This is a genomic window from Enterobacter sp. 118C5 (genome assembly GCF_034107645.1).
Taxonomy (GTDB): Bacteria; Pseudomonadota; Gammaproteobacteria; order Enterobacterales; family Enterobacteriaceae; genus Enterobacter; species Enterobacter nematophilus.
This window is the reverse complement of the sequence record NZ_JAWNEU010000005.1, coordinates 16,822-35,108: the sequence shown is the minus strand read 5'-3', so window position 1 is coordinate 35,108 and position 18,287 is coordinate 16,822. Positions and strand designations below refer to the sequence as shown.

Sequence of the window (18,287 nt, the reverse complement as noted above, 5' to 3'; positions counted from 1 at the left end):
TCATGTCACAGGTTTCTGAAAACAAAGCTGTTGCTGCACCGGTTCCAATGACGCCGCTGCAGGAGTTCTGGCACTACTTCAAGCGCAATAAAGGCGCGGTAGTCGGGCTGGTGTATGTCGCCATCATGATTCTGATTGCGGTGTTCGCGAACTTTCTGGCGCCGTATAACCCGGCGGATCAGTTCCGCGATGCGCTGCTGGCACCTCCTGCATGGCAGGAAGGCGGCAGTCTGGCGCACCTGTTGGGTACCGATGATGTGGGCCGCGACGTGCTGTCGCGTCTGATGTACGGCGCGCGTCTGTCGCTGCTGGTTGGCTGTCTGGTGGTGGTGCTCTCCCTGATTATGGGGATCATCCTCGGCCTGGTTGCCGGTTACTTCGGCGGCATCGTTGATAACATCATTATGCGCATCGTCGACATCATGCTGGCGCTGCCAAGCCTGCTGCTGGCCCTGGTGCTGGTGGCGATCTTTGGGCCGTCGATCGGTAACGCCGCTCTGGCGCTGACCTTCGTGGCGCTTCCCCACTACGTGCGTCTAACCCGTGCGGCGGTGCTGGTGGAAGTGAACCGCGACTACGTCACCGCGTCTCGCGTGGCGGGTGCGGGTGCGATGCGCCAGATGTTCGTCAATATCTTCCCGAACTGCCTTGCGCCGCTGATCGTTCAGGCGTCGCTCGGTTTTTCTAACGCCATTCTTGATATGGCCGCTCTTGGCTTCCTGGGCATGGGTGCGCAGCCGCCAACACCGGAGTGGGGCACCATGCTCTCCGACGTGTTGCAGTTCGCACAAAGCGCCTGGTGGGTTGTCACCTTCCCGGGTCTGGCAATCCTGCTGACGGTGCTGGCATTTAACCTGATGGGTGATGGTTTGCGTGATGCGCTTGATCCCAAACTGAAGCAGTAAGAGGCACGAGATGGCGTTATTAAATGTAGATAAATTATCGGTGCACTTCGGCGACGAAGGCACCCCGTTTCGCGCCGTGGACCGCATCAGCTACAGCGTAAATCAGGGCGAAGTGGTAGGCATTGTCGGGGAGTCCGGTTCCGGTAAGTCGGTGAGTTCACTGGCCATCATGGGGCTGATTGATTACCCGGGCCGCGTGATGGCGGAAAACCTGCAGTTCAACGGTCAGGACCTGAAGCGCATTTCTGAGAAACAGCGCCGCCAGCTGGTGGGCGCCGAAGTGGCGATGATCTTCCAGGACCCGATGACCAGCCTGAACCCGTGCTACACGGTCGGTTTCCAGATTATGGAAGCGATTAAGGTGCACCAGGGCGGTAACAAGAAAACCCGTCGCCAGCGGGCGATCGACCTGCTGAACCAGGTCGGTATTCCTGACCCGGCATCGCGGCTGGACGTTTACCCGCACCAGCTTTCCGGTGGGATGAGCCAGCGCGTGATGATCGCCATGGCGATTGCCTGTCGACCAAAGCTGCTGATTGCGGATGAACCGACAACGGCGCTGGATGTGACCATTCAGGCGCAAATCATCGAGCTGCTGCTGGAGCTGCAGCAGAAAGAGAACATGGCGCTGGTGCTGATTACGCACGATCTGGCGCTGGTGGCCGAAGCCGCGCATAAAATCATCGTGATGTATGCCGGCCAGGTGGTCGAGACCGGGAATTCGCACGATATCTTCCGCGCGCCGCGTCACCCGTATACCCAGGCTCTGCTGCGTGCGCTGCCGGAGTTTGCGCAGGACAAAGCGCGCCTGGCCTCGCTGCCGGGCGTGGTTCCGGGTAAATATGACCGACCGCAGGGCTGTCTGCTGAACCCGCGTTGCCCGTACGCGACGGATAAGTGCCGGGCGGAAGAGCCAGAGCTGAACCAGCTTGCTGACGGTCGTCAGTCGAAATGTCACTACCCACTCGATGATGCCGGGAGGCCAACACTATGAGTACGCAACAGGCCACCACGCAGCAGCCGCTGTTGCAGGCCATCGACCTGAAAAAACACTACCCGGTGAAGAAGGGGATTTTTGCCCCCGAACGCCTGGTGAAAGCGCTGGACGGCGTGTCATTTACCCTCGAACGCGGTAAAACGCTGGCGGTAGTGGGGGAGTCAGGCTGTGGTAAATCCACGCTGGGCCGCCTGCTGACGATGATTGAAGTGCCGACCGGCGGTGAGCTCTATTATCAGGGGCAGGATCTGCTCAAGCACGATCCGCAGGCGCAGAAGCTGCGTCGTCAGAAAATCCAGATTGTGTTCCAGAACCCGTACGGTTCTCTGAACCCGCGTAAAAAAGTGGGACAGATTCTGGAAGAGCCCCTGCTGATTAACAGCAATCTGAGCAAAGAGCAGCGCCGTGAAAAAGCGCTGGCGATGATGGCGAAGGTCGGCCTCAAAACCGAGCATTACGACCGCTACCCGCATATGTTCTCCGGCGGGCAGCGTCAGCGTATCGCCATCGCCCGCGGGCTGATGCTCGATCCGGACGTGGTGATTGCCGATGAGCCGGTTTCGGCGCTCGACGTCTCCGTGCGCGCGCAGGTGCTGAACCTGATGATGGATCTCCAGCAGGAACTGGGGCTCTCTTATGTGTTCATCTCCCACGACCTGTCGGTGGTGGAGCATATTGCCGATGAAGTGATGGTGATGTACCTGGGGCGCTGCGTGGAGAAGGGGAGCAAAGACCAGATCTTTAATAATCCTCGTCATCCGTACACCCAGGCGCTGCTGTCTGCGACGCCGCGTCTGAACCCGGACGATCGTCGCGAGCGCATTAAGCTGACGGGGGAACTGCCCAGCCCGCTGAATCCGCCACCGGGGTGTGCCTTCAACGCGCGCTGCAGCCGCCGCTTTGGTCCTTGCACCCAGCTGCAGCCGCAGCTGAAGGATTATGGCGGTCAGCTGGTTGCCTGCTTCGCGGTCGATCAGGATGAAAATGGCGAGAAGCCACACGCATAACGAAAAAAAACCGGCGCTAAGCCGGTTTTTTTATGTCTGCCTGACTATTTTCGCAGGCGAATCTGGTCGACGGCGTGCTTCTCGCTCTTGGTGAGGATCAGGCTCGCGCGCTCGCGCGTCGGCAGAATGTTCTCTTTGAGGTTAACGTAGTTGATCTCATTCCACAGCCCCGTCGCCACATTGATCGCTTCTTCTTCAGAAAGCTGGGCGTAGTGGTGGAAATAGGAGTCAGGGTCGGTGAATGCCCCTTCGCGGAACTTCAGGAAGCGGTTGATATACCAGTTCTGCAGCAGGTCTTCCGGCGCATCAACATAGATTGAGAAATCGACGAAATCCGAAACGAACACATGATGCGGGTCGTGTGGATAATCCATTCCGCTTTGCAGCACGTTCAAACCTTCCAGAATCAGGATATCCGGCTGAACTACCGTTTTATCCCCATCCGGGATGCGGTCGTAAATCAGGTGTGAATAGACCGGCGCCGTGACGTGCGGCACGCCAGATTTCAGGTCAGAGACAAATTTCACCAGACGGTGCATATCATAAGAGAGCGGGAAGCCCTTCTTCTTCATCAGCCCGCGTTCTTTTAATACCTCGTTCGGGTGCAGGAAGCCGTCAGTCGTGATCAGCTCAACGCTGCGGTGTTCCGGCCAGCGGCTCAATAGCGCCTGCAATACGCGTGCGGTGGTGCTTTTACCCACGGCCACGCTGCCCGCAATGCTAATGATATAAGGAATGCGTTGACCGTTCGTGCCGAGGAACTGCTCCAGCACCGCCTGACGGCGCAGGTTGGAGCTGATATAGAAGTTAAGCAAGCGAGAGAGGGGGAGATAAATTTCTGCCACCTCTTCCAGGGACAGATCTTCGTTTATCCCTTTTAACCGTGCGATTTCACCTTCCGTCAGCGTCATAGGGACGGAATCACGCAGGGCAGCCCACTGGCTGCGGTTAAAGTGAAGATAAGGCGTCATTAACGTTTGCTCTTTTTTGCTCATAAGCATGCTTCAGTGAGCCAGCGCTATGCTGCCGGGACGTGGCTCATCACACAGTTAATTTTGGACAATGGGCAGGAGGTTAACACCAGATGGCGGGAATAATAAGAAAAAAGATGGAAAGCGCTGCGTTACGCGGAAGCCGTCACGCTACGGTGTATGCGGTGTAAATCACGCATCTATGTTGATTATTTGACCCGCAATGGCTACTTTTACATCGCTTAGCGCTGCGTTCGCATAAAATGTGAGCGAAAGAACGTTTTATGCAAATTTTTAGTTGCATGACCGCGCAGGTATCCATAGAATGCGCGCTACTTGATGCCGACTTAGCTCAGTAGGTAGAGCAACTGACTTGTAATCAGTAGGTCACCAGTTCGATTCCGGTAGTCGGCACCATCAAGTCCGGTGGGGTTCCCGAGCGGCCAAAGGGAGCAGACTGTAAATCTGCCGTCACAGACTTCGAAGGTTCGAATCCTTCCCCCACCACCACTTTCTGGCAGCGTAAATGCCGCCGGAGCTGGTTGGAAAAATTAGCCAGCTCAAACTGAAAAAGAGAGAAATCTCTTTTTTTGTTACAGAAAGAACTGGGTAGCCGAGTTTCAGGATGCGGGCATCGTATAATGGCTATTACCTCAGCCTTCCAAGCTGATGATGCGGGTTCGATTCCCGCTGCCCGCTCCAATACGTGCTGATATGGCTCAGTTGGTAGAGCGCACCCTTGGTAAGGGTGAGGTCCCCAGTTCGACTCTGGGTATCAGCACCACTTCACTTCTCCTTCCCGTTTCTCTCTGTTTCAATTTTACTGTATTCAACAATTCAGGCATTTCGCCTGGTTGATGTGGTGATATCACCGATTTATCCGTGTCTTAGAGGGACAATCGATGTCTAAAGAAAAGTTTGAACGTACAAAACCGCACGTTAACGTCGGTACTATCGGCCACGTTGACCATGGTAAAACAACGCTGACCGCTGCAATCACTACCGTTCTGGCAAAAACCTACGGTGGTTCTGCTCGTGCATTCGACCAGATCGATAACGCACCAGAAGAAAAAGCTCGTGGTATCACCATCAACACCTCTCACGTTGAGTACGACACCCCGACTCGCCACTACGCACACGTAGACTGCCCAGGCCACGCCGACTATGTTAAAAACATGATCACCGGTGCTGCGCAGATGGACGGCGCGATCCTGGTTGTTGCTGCGACTGACGGCCCAATGCCTCAGACTCGTGAGCACATCCTGCTGGGTCGTCAGGTAGGCGTTCCTTTCATCATCGTGTTCCTGAACAAATGCGACATGGTTGATGACGAAGAGCTGCTGGAACTGGTAGAGATGGAAGTTCGTGAACTGCTGTCTCAGTACGATTTCCCGGGCGACGACACTCCAATCGTTCGTGGTTCCGCGCTGAAAGCGCTGGAAGGCGAAGCAGAGTGGGAAGCGAAAATCATCGAACTGGCTGGCTACCTGGATTCTTACATCCCAGAACCAGAGCGTGCGATTGACAAGCCATTCCTGCTGCCAATCGAAGACGTATTCTCCATCTCCGGTCGTGGTACCGTTGTTACCGGTCGTGTAGAGCGCGGTATCATCAAAGTTGGTGAAGAAGTTGAAATCGTTGGTATCAAAGAGACTGCGAAGTCTACCTGTACTGGCGTTGAAATGTTCCGCAAACTGCTGGACGAAGGCCGTGCTGGTGAGAACGTTGGTGTTCTGCTGCGTGGTATCAAACGTGAAGAAATCGAACGTGGTCAGGTTCTGGCGAAGCCAGGCTCAATCAAGCCACACACCAAGTTCGAATCTGAAGTGTACATCCTGTCCAAAGACGAAGGCGGCCGTCATACTCCGTTCTTCAAAGGCTACCGTCCACAGTTCTACTTCCGTACTACTGACGTGACCGGTACCATCGAACTGCCAGAAGGCGTAGAGATGGTAATGCCAGGCGACAACATCAAGATGGTTGTGACTCTGATCCACCCAATCGCGATGGACGACGGTCTGCGTTTCGCAATCCGTGAAGGTGGCCGTACCGTTGGCGCGGGCGTGGTTGCTAAAGTTCTCGGCTAATTGCTGATAACATTTGACGCAATGCGCAATAAAAGGGCATCATTTGATGCCCTTTTTGCACGCTTTCACGCCAGAACCTGGCTCATCAGTGATTATTTTTGTCATAATCATTGCTGAGACAGGCTCTGCAGAGAGCGTATAATCCGAAAAGCGAATTAGCATTTCGATTTGGTTTGCCTCGCGATCGCGGGGTGAAAATGTTTGTAGAATACTTCTGACAGGTTGGTTTATGAGTGCGAATACCGAAGCTCAAGGGAGCGGGCGCGGCCTGGAAGCGATGAAATGGGTAGTAGTAGCCGTTCTGCTGATCGTAGCGATTGTCGGCAACTACCTTTATCGTGACATTATGCTGCCGCTACGCGCGCTTGCAGTGGTAATTCTGATTGCTGCAGCGGGTGGTGTCGCGCTGTTGACGACGAAAGGCAAAGCGACTGTCGCTTTTGCTCGCGAAGCGCGTACCGAAGTCCGCAAGGTAATTTGGCCGACTCGCCAGGAAACATTGCACACCACGCTGATCGTAGCGGCGGTTACCGCTGTAATGTCACTGATCCTGTGGGGACTGGATGGTATTCTGGTTCGCCTGGTATCCTTTATCACTGGCCTGAGGTTCTGAGATGTCTGAAGCCCCTAAAAAGCGCTGGTACGTCGTTCAGGCGTTTTCCGGTTTTGAAGGCCGCGTAGCAACGTCGCTGCGTGAGCATATCAAATTACACAACATGGAAGAGTTGTTTGGCGAAGTTATGGTTCCGACCGAAGAAGTGGTTGAGATCCGTGGCGGCCAGCGTCGCAAAAGCGAGCGCAAATTCTTCCCGGGTTACGTGCTGGTTCAGATGGTTATGAACGACGCGAGCTGGCACCTGGTGCGCAGCGTACCGCGCGTGATGGGCTTTATCGGCGGCACGTCTGACCGTCCGGCGCCAATCAGCGACAAAGAAGTTGATGCGATTATGAACCGCCTGCAGCAGGTGGGTGATAAGCCGCGTCCGAAAACGCTGTTTGAACCGGGTGAAATGGTTCGTGTTAATGACGGTCCGTTTGCTGACTTTAATGGCGTGGTTGAAGAAGTGGACTACGAGAAGTCCCGCCTGAAAGTTTCTGTTTCTATCTTCGGTCGTGCGACCCCGGTAGAACTGGACTTTGCCCAGGTAGAAAAAGCCTAAGCAGCGATCAAAAAAGCGACGATTTAATCGTTGCACAAGGCGCGGGATTGGAATACAATTTCGCGCCTTTTGTTTTTATGGGTCTCGGCCCGTAAAACGAATTTTATTCACGGGGAGCCTCCCTGAGGCGCTATTACCCAATCAGAGGATTTTAGAATGGCTAAGAAAGTACAAGCCTACGTCAAGCTGCAGGTTGCAGCTGGTATGGCGAACCCAAGTCCACCAGTTGGTCCAGCTCTGGGTCAGCAGGGTGTGAACATCATGGAATTCTGTAAAGCGTTCAACGCAAAAACTGAATCCCTGGAAAAAGGTCTGCCAATCCCAGTCGTAATCACTGTTTACGCTGACCGTTCTTTCACTTTCGTTACCAAAACCCCTCCAGCAGCAGTTCTGCTGAAGAAAGCGGCTGGTATCAAGTCTGGTTCCGGTAAACCGAACAAAGACAAAGTGGGTAAAATTTCCCGCGCTCAGCTGCAGGAAATCGCGCAGACCAAAGCTGCCGACATGACTGGTGCCGACATTGAAGCGATGACTCGCTCCATCGAAGGTACTGCACGTTCCATGGGCCTGGTAGTGGAGGACTAAGAAATGGCTAAACTGACCAAGCGCATGTCCGTGATCCGTGACAAAGTTGATGCGACCAAACAGTACGACATCAACGAAGCTATCGCTCTGCTGAAAGAACTGGCAACTGCTAAGTTCGTTGAAAGCGTTGACGTTGCCGTTAACCTGGGCATCGACGCTCGTAAATCCGATCAGAACGTTCGTGGCGCAACTGTACTGCCACACGGTACTGGCCGTTCCGTTCGCGTAGCTGTATTTGCTCAGGGTGCAAACGCTGAAGCTGCTAAAGCTGCCGGCGCTGAACTGGTAGGTATGGAAGATCTGGCTGATCAGATCAAGAAAGGCGAAATGAACTTTGACGTTGTTATCGCATCTCCAGATGCAATGCGCGTTGTTGGCCAGCTGGGCCAGGTTCTGGGTCCACGCGGCCTGATGCCAAACCCGAAAGTGGGTACTGTAACGCCTAACGTTGCTGAAGCGGTTAAGAACGCTAAAGCAGGTCAGGTTCGTTATCGTAACGACAAAAACGGCATCATCCACACCACCATCGGTAAAGTGGACTTTGACGCTGACAAACTGAAAGAAAACCTGGAAGCTCTGCTGGTTGCGCTGAAAAAAGCAAAACCAACTCAGGCGAAAGGCGTGTACATCAAGAAAGTTAGCATCTCCACCACCATGGGTGCAGGTGTTGCAGTTGACCAGGCTGGCCTGAGCGCTGCTGCAAACTAATGCCTTTACGTGGGCGGTGATTTTGTCTACAATCTTACCCCCACGTTTGCTAACGAAAGTTAGCGGCTAAAAGAATTGTTCGTTGGAGCCTGGCCTATCCAGGCCTCCGTCGAAGACCGCAGGTGTCTCGAAAGAGACTTAATCCCCTGCGTAGACGGTGACAGAACGCTAAGATTATTTTTAATACTCTGGCTTGTTTCTGCTCACCGTATTAAGACGCTCTTTCCGTTGGGAAGAGTGAAGTGAGTTCCGGAACATGAGTTCCGGCAAACATCCAGGAGCAAAGCTAATGGCTTTAAATCTTCAAGACAAACAAGCGATTGTTGCTGAAGTCAGCGAAGTAGCCAAAGGCGCGCTGTCTGCAGTAGTTGCGGATTCCCGTGGCGTTACTGTAGACAAAATGACTGAACTGCGTAAAGCAGGTCGTGAAGCTGGCGTATACATGCGTGTTGTTCGTAACACCCTGCTGCGCCGCGTAGTTGAAGGTACTCAGTTCGAGTGCCTGAAAGACACGTTTGTTGGTCCGACCCTGATTGCATACTCTATGGAACACCCGGGCGCTGCTGCTCGTCTGTTCAAAGAGTTCGCGAAAGCGAATGCAAAATTTGAGGTCAAAGCTGCAGCCTTTGAAGGTGAGTTGATCCCGGCATCGCAAATCGATCGCCTGGCAACCCTGCCGACCTACGAAGAAGCAATTGCACGCCTGATGGCAACCATGAAAGAAGCTGCGGCTGGCAAACTGGTTCGCACTCTGGCTGCTGTACGCGATGCGAAAGAAGCTGCTTAATCGCAGTTATCTTTATAAAGCATTTGCTTACGTATAAACTTATTCTGATTTTCAGGAACAATTTAAATGTCTATCACTAAAGATCAAATCATTGAAGCAGTAGCAGCTATGTCCGTAATGGACGTTGTAGAGCTGGTTTCTGCAATGGAAGAAAAATTCGGTGTTTCTGCTGCTGCTGCTGTAGCTGTAGCTGCTGGCCCGGCTGAAGCTGCTGAAGAAAAAACTGAATTCGACGTAATTCTGAAAGCTGCTGGCGCGAACAAAGTTGCTGTTATCAAAGCAGTACGTGGCGCAACTGGCCTGGGTCTGAAAGAAGCTAAAGACCTGGTAGAATCTGCTCCAGCTGCGCTGAAAGAAGGCGTGAGCAAAGACGACGCAGAAGCACTGAAAAAATCTCTGGAAGAAGCTGGCGCTGAAGTTGAAGTTAAATAAGCCAACTTTTCTGGTTGCAGCCTAAGCAATTAGGCTGATGGCTGGTGACTTTTTAGTCACCAGCCTTTTTGCGCTGTAAGGCATCAGTAGCATTTCACACTGTTTGACTGCTGATTGTCCTGACAATGCTTGTTTCTATCGACGACTTAATATACTGCGACAGGGTGCTCGCTCTGTGTAAATCGCAATGAAATGGTTTAAGCGTGATAGCAACAGGTATTGCGGAAAGTATTCAATTTTCCGGTCCACAAAATGGTGTTGCACAAACTGTCCCTTCGTCGGACAGATGGGTCGACTTGTCAGCGAGCTGAGGAACCCTATGGTTTACTCCTATACCGAGAAAAAACGTATTCGTAAGGATTTTGGTAAACGTCCACAAGTTCTGGACATTCCATATCTCCTTTCTATCCAGCTTGACTCGTTCCAGAAGTTTATCGAGCAAGATCCTGAAGGGCAGTACGGTCTGGAAGCAGCCTTCCGTTCCGTGTTCCCGATTCAGAGCTACAGCGGTAACTCCGAGCTGCAGTACGTCAGCTACCGCCTTGGCGAACCGGTGTTTGACGTTCAGGAATGTCAGATCCGTGGCGTGACCTATTCCGCACCGCTGCGCGTAAAACTGCGTCTGGTGATCTACGAGCGCGAAGCGCCGGAAGGCACCGTAAAAGACATTAAAGAACAAGAAGTCTACATGGGTGAGATTCCACTCATGACAGACAACGGTACTTTCGTCATCAACGGTACTGAGCGTGTTATCGTTTCCCAGCTGCATCGTAGCCCGGGCGTCTTCTTCGACAGCGATAAAGGTAAAACACACTCTTCCGGTAAAGTACTGTATAACGCACGCATCATTCCTTACCGTGGTTCATGGCTGGACTTCGAGTTCGATCCAAAAGACAACCTGTTTGTCCGTATCGACCGTCGTCGTAAACTGCCTGCAACCATCATTCTGCGTGCACTGAACTATACCACTGAGCAGATCCTGGACCTGTTCTTTGAGAAAGTGATCTTTGAAATCCGCGACAACAAGCTGCAGATGGAGCTGGTGCCGGAACGTCTGCGTGGTGAGACCGCGTCGTTCGACATCGAAGCCGACGGCAAAGTGTATGTGGAAAAAGGTCGCCGTATCACCGCGCGCCACATCCGCCAGCTGGAAAAAGATGATATCAAACACATCGAAGTTCCGGTTGAATACATTGCAGGAAAAGTAGCCGCGAAAGATTACGTTGATGAATCAACTGGCGAGCTGATCTGCCCGGCTAACATGGAGCTGAGCCTGGATCTGCTGGCTAAGCTGAGCCAGTCTGGCCACAAACGTATCGAAACGCTGTTCACCAACGATCTGGACCACGGTCCGTACATCTCTGAGACTGTACGCGTCGACCCAACCACAGATCGTCTGAGCGCGCTGGTCGAAATCTACCGCATGATGCGTCCTGGTGAGCCACCAACTCGCGAAGCGGCTGAAAGCCTGTTCGAGAACCTGTTCTTCTCCGAAGACCGCTACGATCTGTCCGCGGTTGGTCGTATGAAGTTCAACCGTTCTCTGCTGCGCGACGAAATCGAAGGTTCCGGTATCCTGAGCAAAGACGACATCATCGAAGTGATGAAGAAGCTCATCGATATCCGTAACGGCAAAGGCGAAGTGGACGATATCGACCACCTCGGCAACCGTCGTATCCGTTCCGTAGGCGAAATGGCGGAAAACCAGTTCCGCGTTGGCCTGGTTCGTGTAGAGCGTGCGGTGAAAGAGCGTCTGTCACTGGGCGATCTGGATACCCTGATGCCTCAGGATATGATCAACGCCAAGCCGATTTCTGCAGCAGTGAAAGAGTTCTTCGGTTCCAGCCAGCTGTCTCAGTTTATGGACCAGAACAACCCGCTGTCTGAGATTACGCACAAACGTCGTATCTCCGCACTCGGCCCGGGCGGTCTGACCCGTGAACGTGCAGGCTTTGAAGTTCGAGACGTACACCCGACTCACTATGGTCGCGTGTGTCCAATCGAAACGCCTGAAGGTCCAAACATCGGTCTGATCAACTCCCTGTCCGTGTACGCACAGACGAACGAATACGGTTTCCTTGAGACCCCGTATCGTAAAGTGACTGACGGCGTTGTTACCGACGAAATTCACTACCTGTCTGCTATCGAAGAAGGCAACTACGTTATCGCTCAGGCGAACTCCAACCTGGATGACGAAGGCCACTTTGTAGAAGATCTGGTTACCTGCCGTAGCAAAGGCGAATCCAGCTTGTTCAGCCGCGACCAGGTTGACTACATGGACGTATCCACCCAGCAGGTGGTATCCGTCGGTGCGTCTCTGATCCCGTTCCTGGAACACGATGACGCCAACCGTGCATTGATGGGTGCGAACATGCAACGTCAGGCCGTTCCAACTCTGCGCGCTGATAAGCCGCTGGTTGGTACCGGTATGGAACGTGCTGTTGCCGTTGACTCCGGTGTTACTGCAGTTGCTAAGCGTGGCGGTACCGTTCAGTACGTCGATGCATCCCGTATCGTTATCAAAGTTAACGAAGACGAGATGTATCCGGGCGAAGCGGGTATCGACATCTACAACCTGACCAAATACACCCGTTCTAACCAGAACACCTGTATCAACCAGATGCCTTGCGTATCTCTGGGTGAGCCAGTTGAGCGCGGCGACGTGCTGGCAGACGGTCCGTCCACCGACCTCGGTGAACTGGCGCTCGGTCAGAACATGCGCGTAGCGTTCATGCCGTGGAACGGTTACAACTTCGAAGACTCCATCCTCGTCTCCGAGCGTGTGGTTCAGGAAGATCGTTTCACCACCATCCACATTCAGGAACTGGCCTGTGTGTCCCGTGACACCAAGCTGGGGCCAGAAGAGATCACTGCCGACATCCCTAACGTGGGTGAAGCTGCACTCTCCAAGCTGGATGAATCCGGTATTGTTTACATCGGTGCGGAAGTGACCGGCGGCGACATTCTGGTTGGTAAGGTTACGCCAAAAGGTGAAACCCAGCTGACGCCAGAAGAGAAACTGCTGCGTGCAATCTTCGGTGAGAAAGCGTCTGACGTTAAAGACTCTTCTCTGCGCGTACCAAACGGTGTTTCCGGTACGGTTATCGACGTTCAGGTCTTCACTCGTGACGGCGTTGAGAAAGATAAGCGTGCGCTGGAAATCGAAGAGATGCAGCTCAAACAGGCTAAGAAAGACCTGTCTGAAGAACTGCAGATCCTCGAAGCAGGTCTGTTCAGCCGTATCTATGCGGTGCTGGTTGCCGGTGGCGTTGAAGCTGAGAAGCTCGACAAACTGCCACGCGATCGCTGGCTGGAACTGGGCCTGACCGACGAAGAGAAACAAAATCAGCTGGAACAGCTGGCTGAGCAGTATGACGAACTGAAACACGAGTTCGAGAAAAAACTCGAAGCGAAACGCCGCAAAATCACTCAGGGCGACGATCTGGCACCAGGCGTGCTGAAGATTGTTAAGGTCTATCTGGCCGTTAAACGTCAGATCCAGCCTGGTGATAAGATGGCAGGTCGTCACGGTAACAAGGGTGTTATCTCTAAGATCAACCCGATCGAAGATATGCCGCACGATGCTAACGGTACGCCGGTAGATATCGTACTGAACCCGCTGGGCGTACCGTCTCGTATGAACATCGGTCAGATTCTGGAAACCCACCTGGGTATGGCTGCGAAAGGTATCGGCGACAAGATCAACGCCATGCTGAAACAGCAGCAGGAAGTCGCGAAACTGCGCGAATTCATCCAGCGTGCCTACGATCTGGGTACCGACGTGCGTCAGAAAGTCGACCTGAACACCTTCAGCGATGAAGAAGTGCTGCGTCTGGCAGAGAACCTGCGCAAAGGTATGCCAATTGCAACGCCGGTATTCGACGGTGCAAAAGAAGCTGAAATTAAAGAGCTGCTGCAACTGGGTGGTCTGCCAACGTCTGGTCAGATTACGCTGTTTGACGGCCGTACCGGTGAACAGTTTGAGCGTCCAGTAACCGTTGGTTACATGTACATGCTGAAACTGAACCACCTGGTCGACGACAAGATGCACGCTCGTTCTACCGGTTCTTACAGCCTGGTTACTCAGCAGCCGCTGGGTGGTAAGGCACAGTTCGGTGGTCAGCGCTTCGGGGAGATGGAAGTGTGGGCGCTGGAAGCATACGGCGCAGCATACACCCTGCAGGAAATGCTCACCGTTAAGTCTGATGACGTGAACGGTCGTACCAAGATGTATAAAAACATCGTGGACGGCAACCATCAGATGGAGCCGGGCATGCCAGAATCCTTCAACGTACTGTTGAAAGAGATTCGTTCGCTGGGTATCAACATCGAACTGGAAGACGAGTAATTCTCGCTCAAACAGGTCACTGCTGTCGGGTTAACGCCCGACAGCAGAGTGTGCTAACTCCGACGGGAGCAAATCCGTGAAAGACTTATTAAAGTTTCTGAAAGCGCAAACTAAAACCGAAGAGTTTGATGCGATCAAAATTGCTCTGGCTTCGCCAGACATGATCCGTTCATGGTCTTTCGGTGAAGTTAAAAAGCCGGAAACCATCAACTACCGTACGTTCAAACCTGAGCGTGACGGCCTTTTCTGTGCACGTATTTTCGGGCCAGTAAAAGATTACGAGTGCCTGTGCGGTAAGTACAAGCGCCTGAAACACCGTGGTGTGATCTGTGAGAAGTGCGGCGTTGAAGTGACCCAGACCAAAGTACGCCGTGAGCGTATGGGCCACATCGAGCTGGCGTCTCCGACTGCTCACATCTGGTTCCTGAAATCTCTGCCGTCCCGTATCGGTCTGCTGCTGGATATGCCGCTGCGCGATATCGAACGTGTACTGTACTTCGAATCTTATGTGGTTATCGAAGGCGGGATGACGAACCTGGAACGTCATCAGATCCTGACTGAAGAGCAGTATCTGGACGCGCTGGAAGAGTTCGGTGACGAATTCGACGCGAAGATGGGTGCGGAAGCTATTCAGGCCCTGCTGAAGAGCATGGATCTGGAGCAGGAGTGCGAGCAGCTGCGTGAAGAGCTGAACGAAACCAACTCCGAAACCAAGCGTAAAAAGCTGACCAAGCGTATCAAACTGCTGGAAGCGTTCGTTCAGTCTGGTAACAAACCAGAGTGGATGATCCTGACCGTTCTGCCGGTTCTGCCGCCAGATCTGCGTCCGCTGGTTCCGCTGGATGGTGGTCGTTTCGCAACGTCCGATCTGAACGATCTGTATCGTCGCGTTATCAACCGTAACAACCGTCTGAAACGTCTGCTGGATCTGGCTGCGCCAGACATCATCGTACGCAACGAAAAACGTATGCTGCAGGAAGCGGTAGATGCCCTGCTGGATAACGGTCGTCGCGGTCGTGCGATCACCGGTTCTAACAAACGTCCTCTGAAATCTTTGGCCGACATGATCAAAGGTAAGCAGGGTCGTTTCCGTCAGAACCTGCTCGGTAAGCGTGTTGACTACTCCGGTCGTTCTGTAATCACCGTAGGTCCATACCTGCGTCTGCATCAGTGCGGTCTGCCGAAGAAAATGGCACTGGAGCTGTTCAAACCGTTCATCTACGGCAAGCTGGAGCTGCGTGGCCTGGCCACCACCATCAAAGCCGCTAAGAAAATGGTTGAGCGTGAAGAAGCTGTCGTTTGGGATATCCTGGACGAAGTTATCCGCGAACACCCGGTACTGCTGAACCGTGCACCAACGCTGCACCGTCTGGGTATCCAGGCATTTGAGCCAGTTCTGATCGAAGGTAAAGCTATCCAGCTGCACCCGCTGGTTTGTGCGGCCTATAACGCCGACTTCGATGGTGACCAGATGGCTGTTCACGTACCGCTGACGCTGGAAGCCCAGCTCGAAGCGCGTGCGCTGATGATGTCTACCAACAACATCCTGTCTCCAGCGAACGGTGAGCCAATCATTGTTCCTTCTCAGGACGTTGTATTGGGTCTGTATTACATGACCCGTGACTGTGTTAACGCCAAAGGCGAAGGCATGGTGCTGACTGGCCCTAAAGAAGCTGAGCGTATTTATCGCGCTGGCCTGGCCTCTCTGCATGCGCGCGTTAAAGTGCGTATCACCGAATACGAAAAAGATGCAAACGGCGAATTCGTTGCGAAAACCAGCCTGAAAGACACGACTATCGGCCGTGCCATTCTGTGGATGATCGTACCGAAAGGTCTGCCTTTCTCCATCGTCAACCAGGCGCTGGGCAAGAAAGCGATCTCCAAAATGCTGAACACCTGTTACCGCATTCTGGGTCTGAAGCCGACCGTTATCTTCGCTGACCAGACAATGTATACCGGCTTTGCTTATGCAGCGCGTTCAGGTGCATCTGTTGGTATCGATGACATGGTCATCCCAGAGAAGAAACACGAGATCATCTCTGAAGCGGAAGCCGAAGTTGCTGAGATCCAGGAGCAGTTCCAGTCTGGTCTGGTAACCGCGGGCGAACGCTACAACAAAGTTATCGATATCTGGGCAGCGGCGAACGATCGTGTATCCAAAGCGATGATGGATAACCTGCAAACCGAAACCGTTATTAACCGTGACGGCGTAGAAGAGCAGCAGGTTTCCTTCAACAGCATCTACATGATGGCCGACTCCGGTGCGCGTGGTTCTGCGGCACAGATTCGTCAGCTGGCAGGTATGCGTGGTCTGATGGCGAAGCCAGATGGCTCCATCATCGAAACGCCAATCACCGCGAACTTCCGTGAAGGTCTGAACGTACTCCAGTACTTCATCTCCACGCACGGTGCGCGTAAAGGTCTGGCGGATACCGCACTGAAGACAGCGAACTCCGGTTATCTGACGCGTCGTCTGGTTGACGTTGCGCAGGATCTGGTTGTAACCGAAGACGATTGTGGCACCCTCGAAGGTATCACCATGACCCCGGTTATCGAGGGTGGTGATGTTAAAGAGCCGCTGCGCGATCGCGTACTGGGTCGTGTGACCGCGGAAGACATTCTGAAGCCGGGTACCGCAGACATTCTGGTTCCACGCAATACGCTGCTGCACGAACAGTGGTGTGACCTGCTGGAAGCGAACTCTGTTGACTCTGTGAAAGTGCGTTCCGTTGTATCCTGTGACACCGACTTTGGTGTGTGTGCGCACTGCTACGGTCGTGACCTGGCGCGTGGCCACATCATCAACAAGGGTGAAGCCATCGGCGTTATCGCGGCACAGTCCATCGGTGAGCCGGGTACACAGCTGACGATGCGTACGTTCCACATCGGTGGTGCGGCATCTCGTGCGGCTGCTGAATCCAGCATTCAGGTGAAAAACAAAGGTAGCATCAAGCTCAGCAACGCGAAGTCTGTTGTTAACTCCGCAGGCAAGCTGGTTGTGACCTCTCGTAACACCGAGCTGAAGCTGATCGACGAATTCGGTCGTACCAAAGAGAGCTATAAAGTGCCTTACGGTGCTGTTATGGCGAAAGGTGATGGCGAGCAGGTTGCCGGCGGTGAAACCGTTGCAAACTGGGATCCACACACCATGCCGGTTATCACCGAAGTAAGTGGTTTCATCCGCTTTACTGACATGATCGACGGCCAGACCATTACTCGTCAGACCGACGAGCTGACCGGTCTGTCTTCTCTGGTAGTTCTGGATTCTGCAGAACGTACTACCGGTGGTAAAGATCTGCGTCCTGCACTGAAAATCGTTGATGCTCAGGGTAACGACGTTCTGATCCCAGGTACCGATATGCCTGCGCAGTACTTCCTGCCGGGTAAAGCGATTGTACAGCTGGAAGATGGCGTACAGATCAGCTCTGGTGACACCCTGGCGCGTATTCCTCAGGAATCCGGCGGTACCAAGGACATCACCGGTGGTCTGCCACGCGTTGCGGACCTGTTCGAAGCACGTCGTCCGAAAGAGCCTGCAATCCTGGCTGAAATCAGCGGTATCATCTCCTTCGGTAAAGAGACCAAAGGTAAGCGCCGTCTGGTTATCACGCCAGTAGATGGCAGCGAGCCGTACGAAGAGATGATTCCTAAGTGGCGTCAGCTCAACGTGTTCGAAGGTGAACGTGTAGAACGTGGTGACGTGGTTTCCGACGGTCCGGAAGCGCCGCACGACATCCTGCGTCTGCGTGGTGTGCATGCTGTTACTCGTTACATCGTTAACGAAGTACAGGACGTATACCGCCTGCAGGGCGTTAAGATTAACGATAAGCACATCGAAGTTATCGTTCGTCAGATGCTGCGTAAAGCAACCATCGAAAACGCGGGTAGCTCCGACTTCCTGGAAGGCGAGCAGGTTGAATACTCACGCGTTAAGATCGCTAACCGCGATCTGGAAGCGAATGGCAAAATCGGTGCGACCTTCGCACGCGATCTGCTGGGTATCACCAAAGCGTCTCTGGCAACCGAGTCCTTCATCTCTGCAGCATCGTTCCAGGAAACGACTCGTGTCCTGACCGAAGCCGCTGTTGCAGGTAAACGTGATGAACTGCGCGGTCTGAAAGAGAACGTCATCGTGGGTCGTCTGATCCCGGCCGGTACCGGTTATGCGTACCACCAGGATCGTATGCGTCGTCGCGCAGCGGGCGAACTGCCAGCTGCACCGCAGGTTACTGCTGAAGATGCATCCGCGAGCCTGGCAGAACTGCTGAACGCAGGTCTGGGCGGTTCCGACAACGAGTAA

Annotated in this window: 13 protein-coding genes and 4 tRNA genes; 16 read left to right on the top strand and 1 reads right to left on the bottom strand. The window is 53.5% G+C overall.

The genetic code is table 11. From position 1 onward, the window contains the following. The first annotated feature begins 2 nt into the window (after positions 1-2). From dppC to dppF, 3 genes are read left to right on the top strand one after another with little or no spacing between them, the layout of a single operon-like run. Positions 3-905: a dipeptide ABC transporter permease DppC gene (dppC, locus tag UTO39_RS11305; protein WP_061096570.1), complete on the top strand. Its 903-nt coding sequence runs from the start codon at positions 3-5 to the stop codon at positions 903-905. Positions 906-915: 10 nt separating this feature from the next. After that, the gene (dppD, locus tag UTO39_RS11300) at positions 916-1,899 is read left to right on the top strand and encodes a dipeptide ABC transporter ATP-binding protein (protein ID WP_008502772.1); all 984 of its coding nucleotides are present in this window, start codon (positions 916-918) and stop codon (positions 1,897-1,899) included. Next, positions 1,896-2,909: a dipeptide ABC transporter ATP-binding subunit DppF gene (gene dppF / locus UTO39_RS11295; protein WP_151413779.1), complete on the top strand. Its 1,014-nt coding sequence runs from the start codon at positions 1,896-1,898 to the stop codon at positions 2,907-2,909. The genes dppD and dppF overlap by 4 nt, the downstream gene beginning before the upstream one ends. A gap of 44 nt (positions 2,910-2,953) precedes the next feature. On the opposite strand, the gene coaA is transcribed toward dppF, so the two are convergent. After that, on the bottom strand, positions 2,954-3,904 hold the full coding sequence (gene coaA, locus UTO39_RS11290; RefSeq protein WP_032654569.1) for a type I pantothenate kinase: 951 nt from the start codon (positions 3,902-3,904) through the stop codon (positions 2,954-2,956). A gap of 317 nt (positions 3,905-4,221) precedes the next feature. Between coaA and UTO39_RS11285 the strand changes: the two genes are divergently transcribed. The 13 genes from UTO39_RS11285 (at position 4,222) to rpoC (ending at position 18,287) form a co-directional block, all read left to right on the top strand. Further along, a tRNA-Thr gene (locus tag UTO39_RS11285) sits at positions 4,222-4,297 on the top strand. Between the two features lie 8 nt (positions 4,298-4,305). Continuing rightward, positions 4,306-4,390 (top strand) — tRNA-Tyr (locus UTO39_RS11280). A gap of 117 nt (positions 4,391-4,507) precedes the next feature. Beyond that, positions 4,508-4,582 (top strand) — tRNA-Gly (locus UTO39_RS11275). Between the two features lie 6 nt (positions 4,583-4,588). After that, a tRNA-Thr gene (locus UTO39_RS11270) sits at positions 4,589-4,664 on the top strand. 118 nt (positions 4,665-4,782) lie between these two features. After that, positions 4,783-5,967, top strand: coding sequence for an elongation factor Tu (tuf, locus tag UTO39_RS11265; protein WP_217480381.1), 1,185 nt, complete (start codon positions 4,783-4,785; stop codon positions 5,965-5,967). 229 nt (positions 5,968-6,196) lie between these two features. Beyond that, positions 6,197-6,580, top strand: coding sequence for a preprotein translocase subunit SecE (gene secE, locus UTO39_RS11260; protein ID WP_013094999.1), 384 nt, complete (start codon positions 6,197-6,199; stop codon positions 6,578-6,580). Between the two features lies 1 nt (position 6,581). Continuing rightward, positions 6,582-7,127: a transcription termination/antitermination protein NusG gene (nusG, locus tag UTO39_RS11255; RefSeq protein ID WP_003862341.1), complete on the top strand. Its 546-nt coding sequence runs from the start codon at positions 6,582-6,584 to the stop codon at positions 7,125-7,127. A 156-nt stretch (positions 7,128-7,283) separates the two neighbouring features. Beyond that, complete coding sequence (rplK, locus tag UTO39_RS11250; RefSeq protein ID WP_008503452.1) at positions 7,284-7,712, top strand: 50S ribosomal protein L11; 429 nt, start codon at positions 7,284-7,286, stop codon at positions 7,710-7,712. Between the two features lie 3 nt (positions 7,713-7,715). Beyond that, positions 7,716-8,420, top strand: coding sequence for a 50S ribosomal protein L1 (gene rplA / locus UTO39_RS11245; RefSeq protein WP_006810530.1), 705 nt, complete (start codon positions 7,716-7,718; stop codon positions 8,418-8,420). A gap of 289 nt (positions 8,421-8,709) precedes the next feature. Then, positions 8,710-9,207, top strand: coding sequence for a 50S ribosomal protein L10 (gene rplJ / locus UTO39_RS11240; RefSeq protein ID WP_003862338.1), 498 nt, complete (start codon positions 8,710-8,712; stop codon positions 9,205-9,207). 66 nt (positions 9,208-9,273) lie between these two features. Beyond that, positions 9,274-9,639 carry a 50S ribosomal protein L7/L12 gene (gene rplL, locus UTO39_RS11235; RefSeq protein ID WP_002445276.1) on the top strand — a complete coding sequence of 122 codons (366 nt, stop codon included), beginning with the start codon at positions 9,274-9,276 and terminating at the stop codon, positions 9,637-9,639. A 319-nt stretch (positions 9,640-9,958) separates the two neighbouring features. After that, entirely contained in the window at positions 9,959-13,987 is a 4,029-nt protein-coding gene (gene rpoB, locus UTO39_RS11230; RefSeq protein WP_061096566.1) for a DNA-directed RNA polymerase subunit beta, read from the top strand. A gap of 76 nt (positions 13,988-14,063) precedes the next feature. Continuing rightward, entirely contained in the window at positions 14,064-18,287 is a 4,224-nt protein-coding gene (gene rpoC, locus UTO39_RS11225) for a DNA-directed RNA polymerase subunit beta' (protein ID WP_028015097.1), read from the top strand.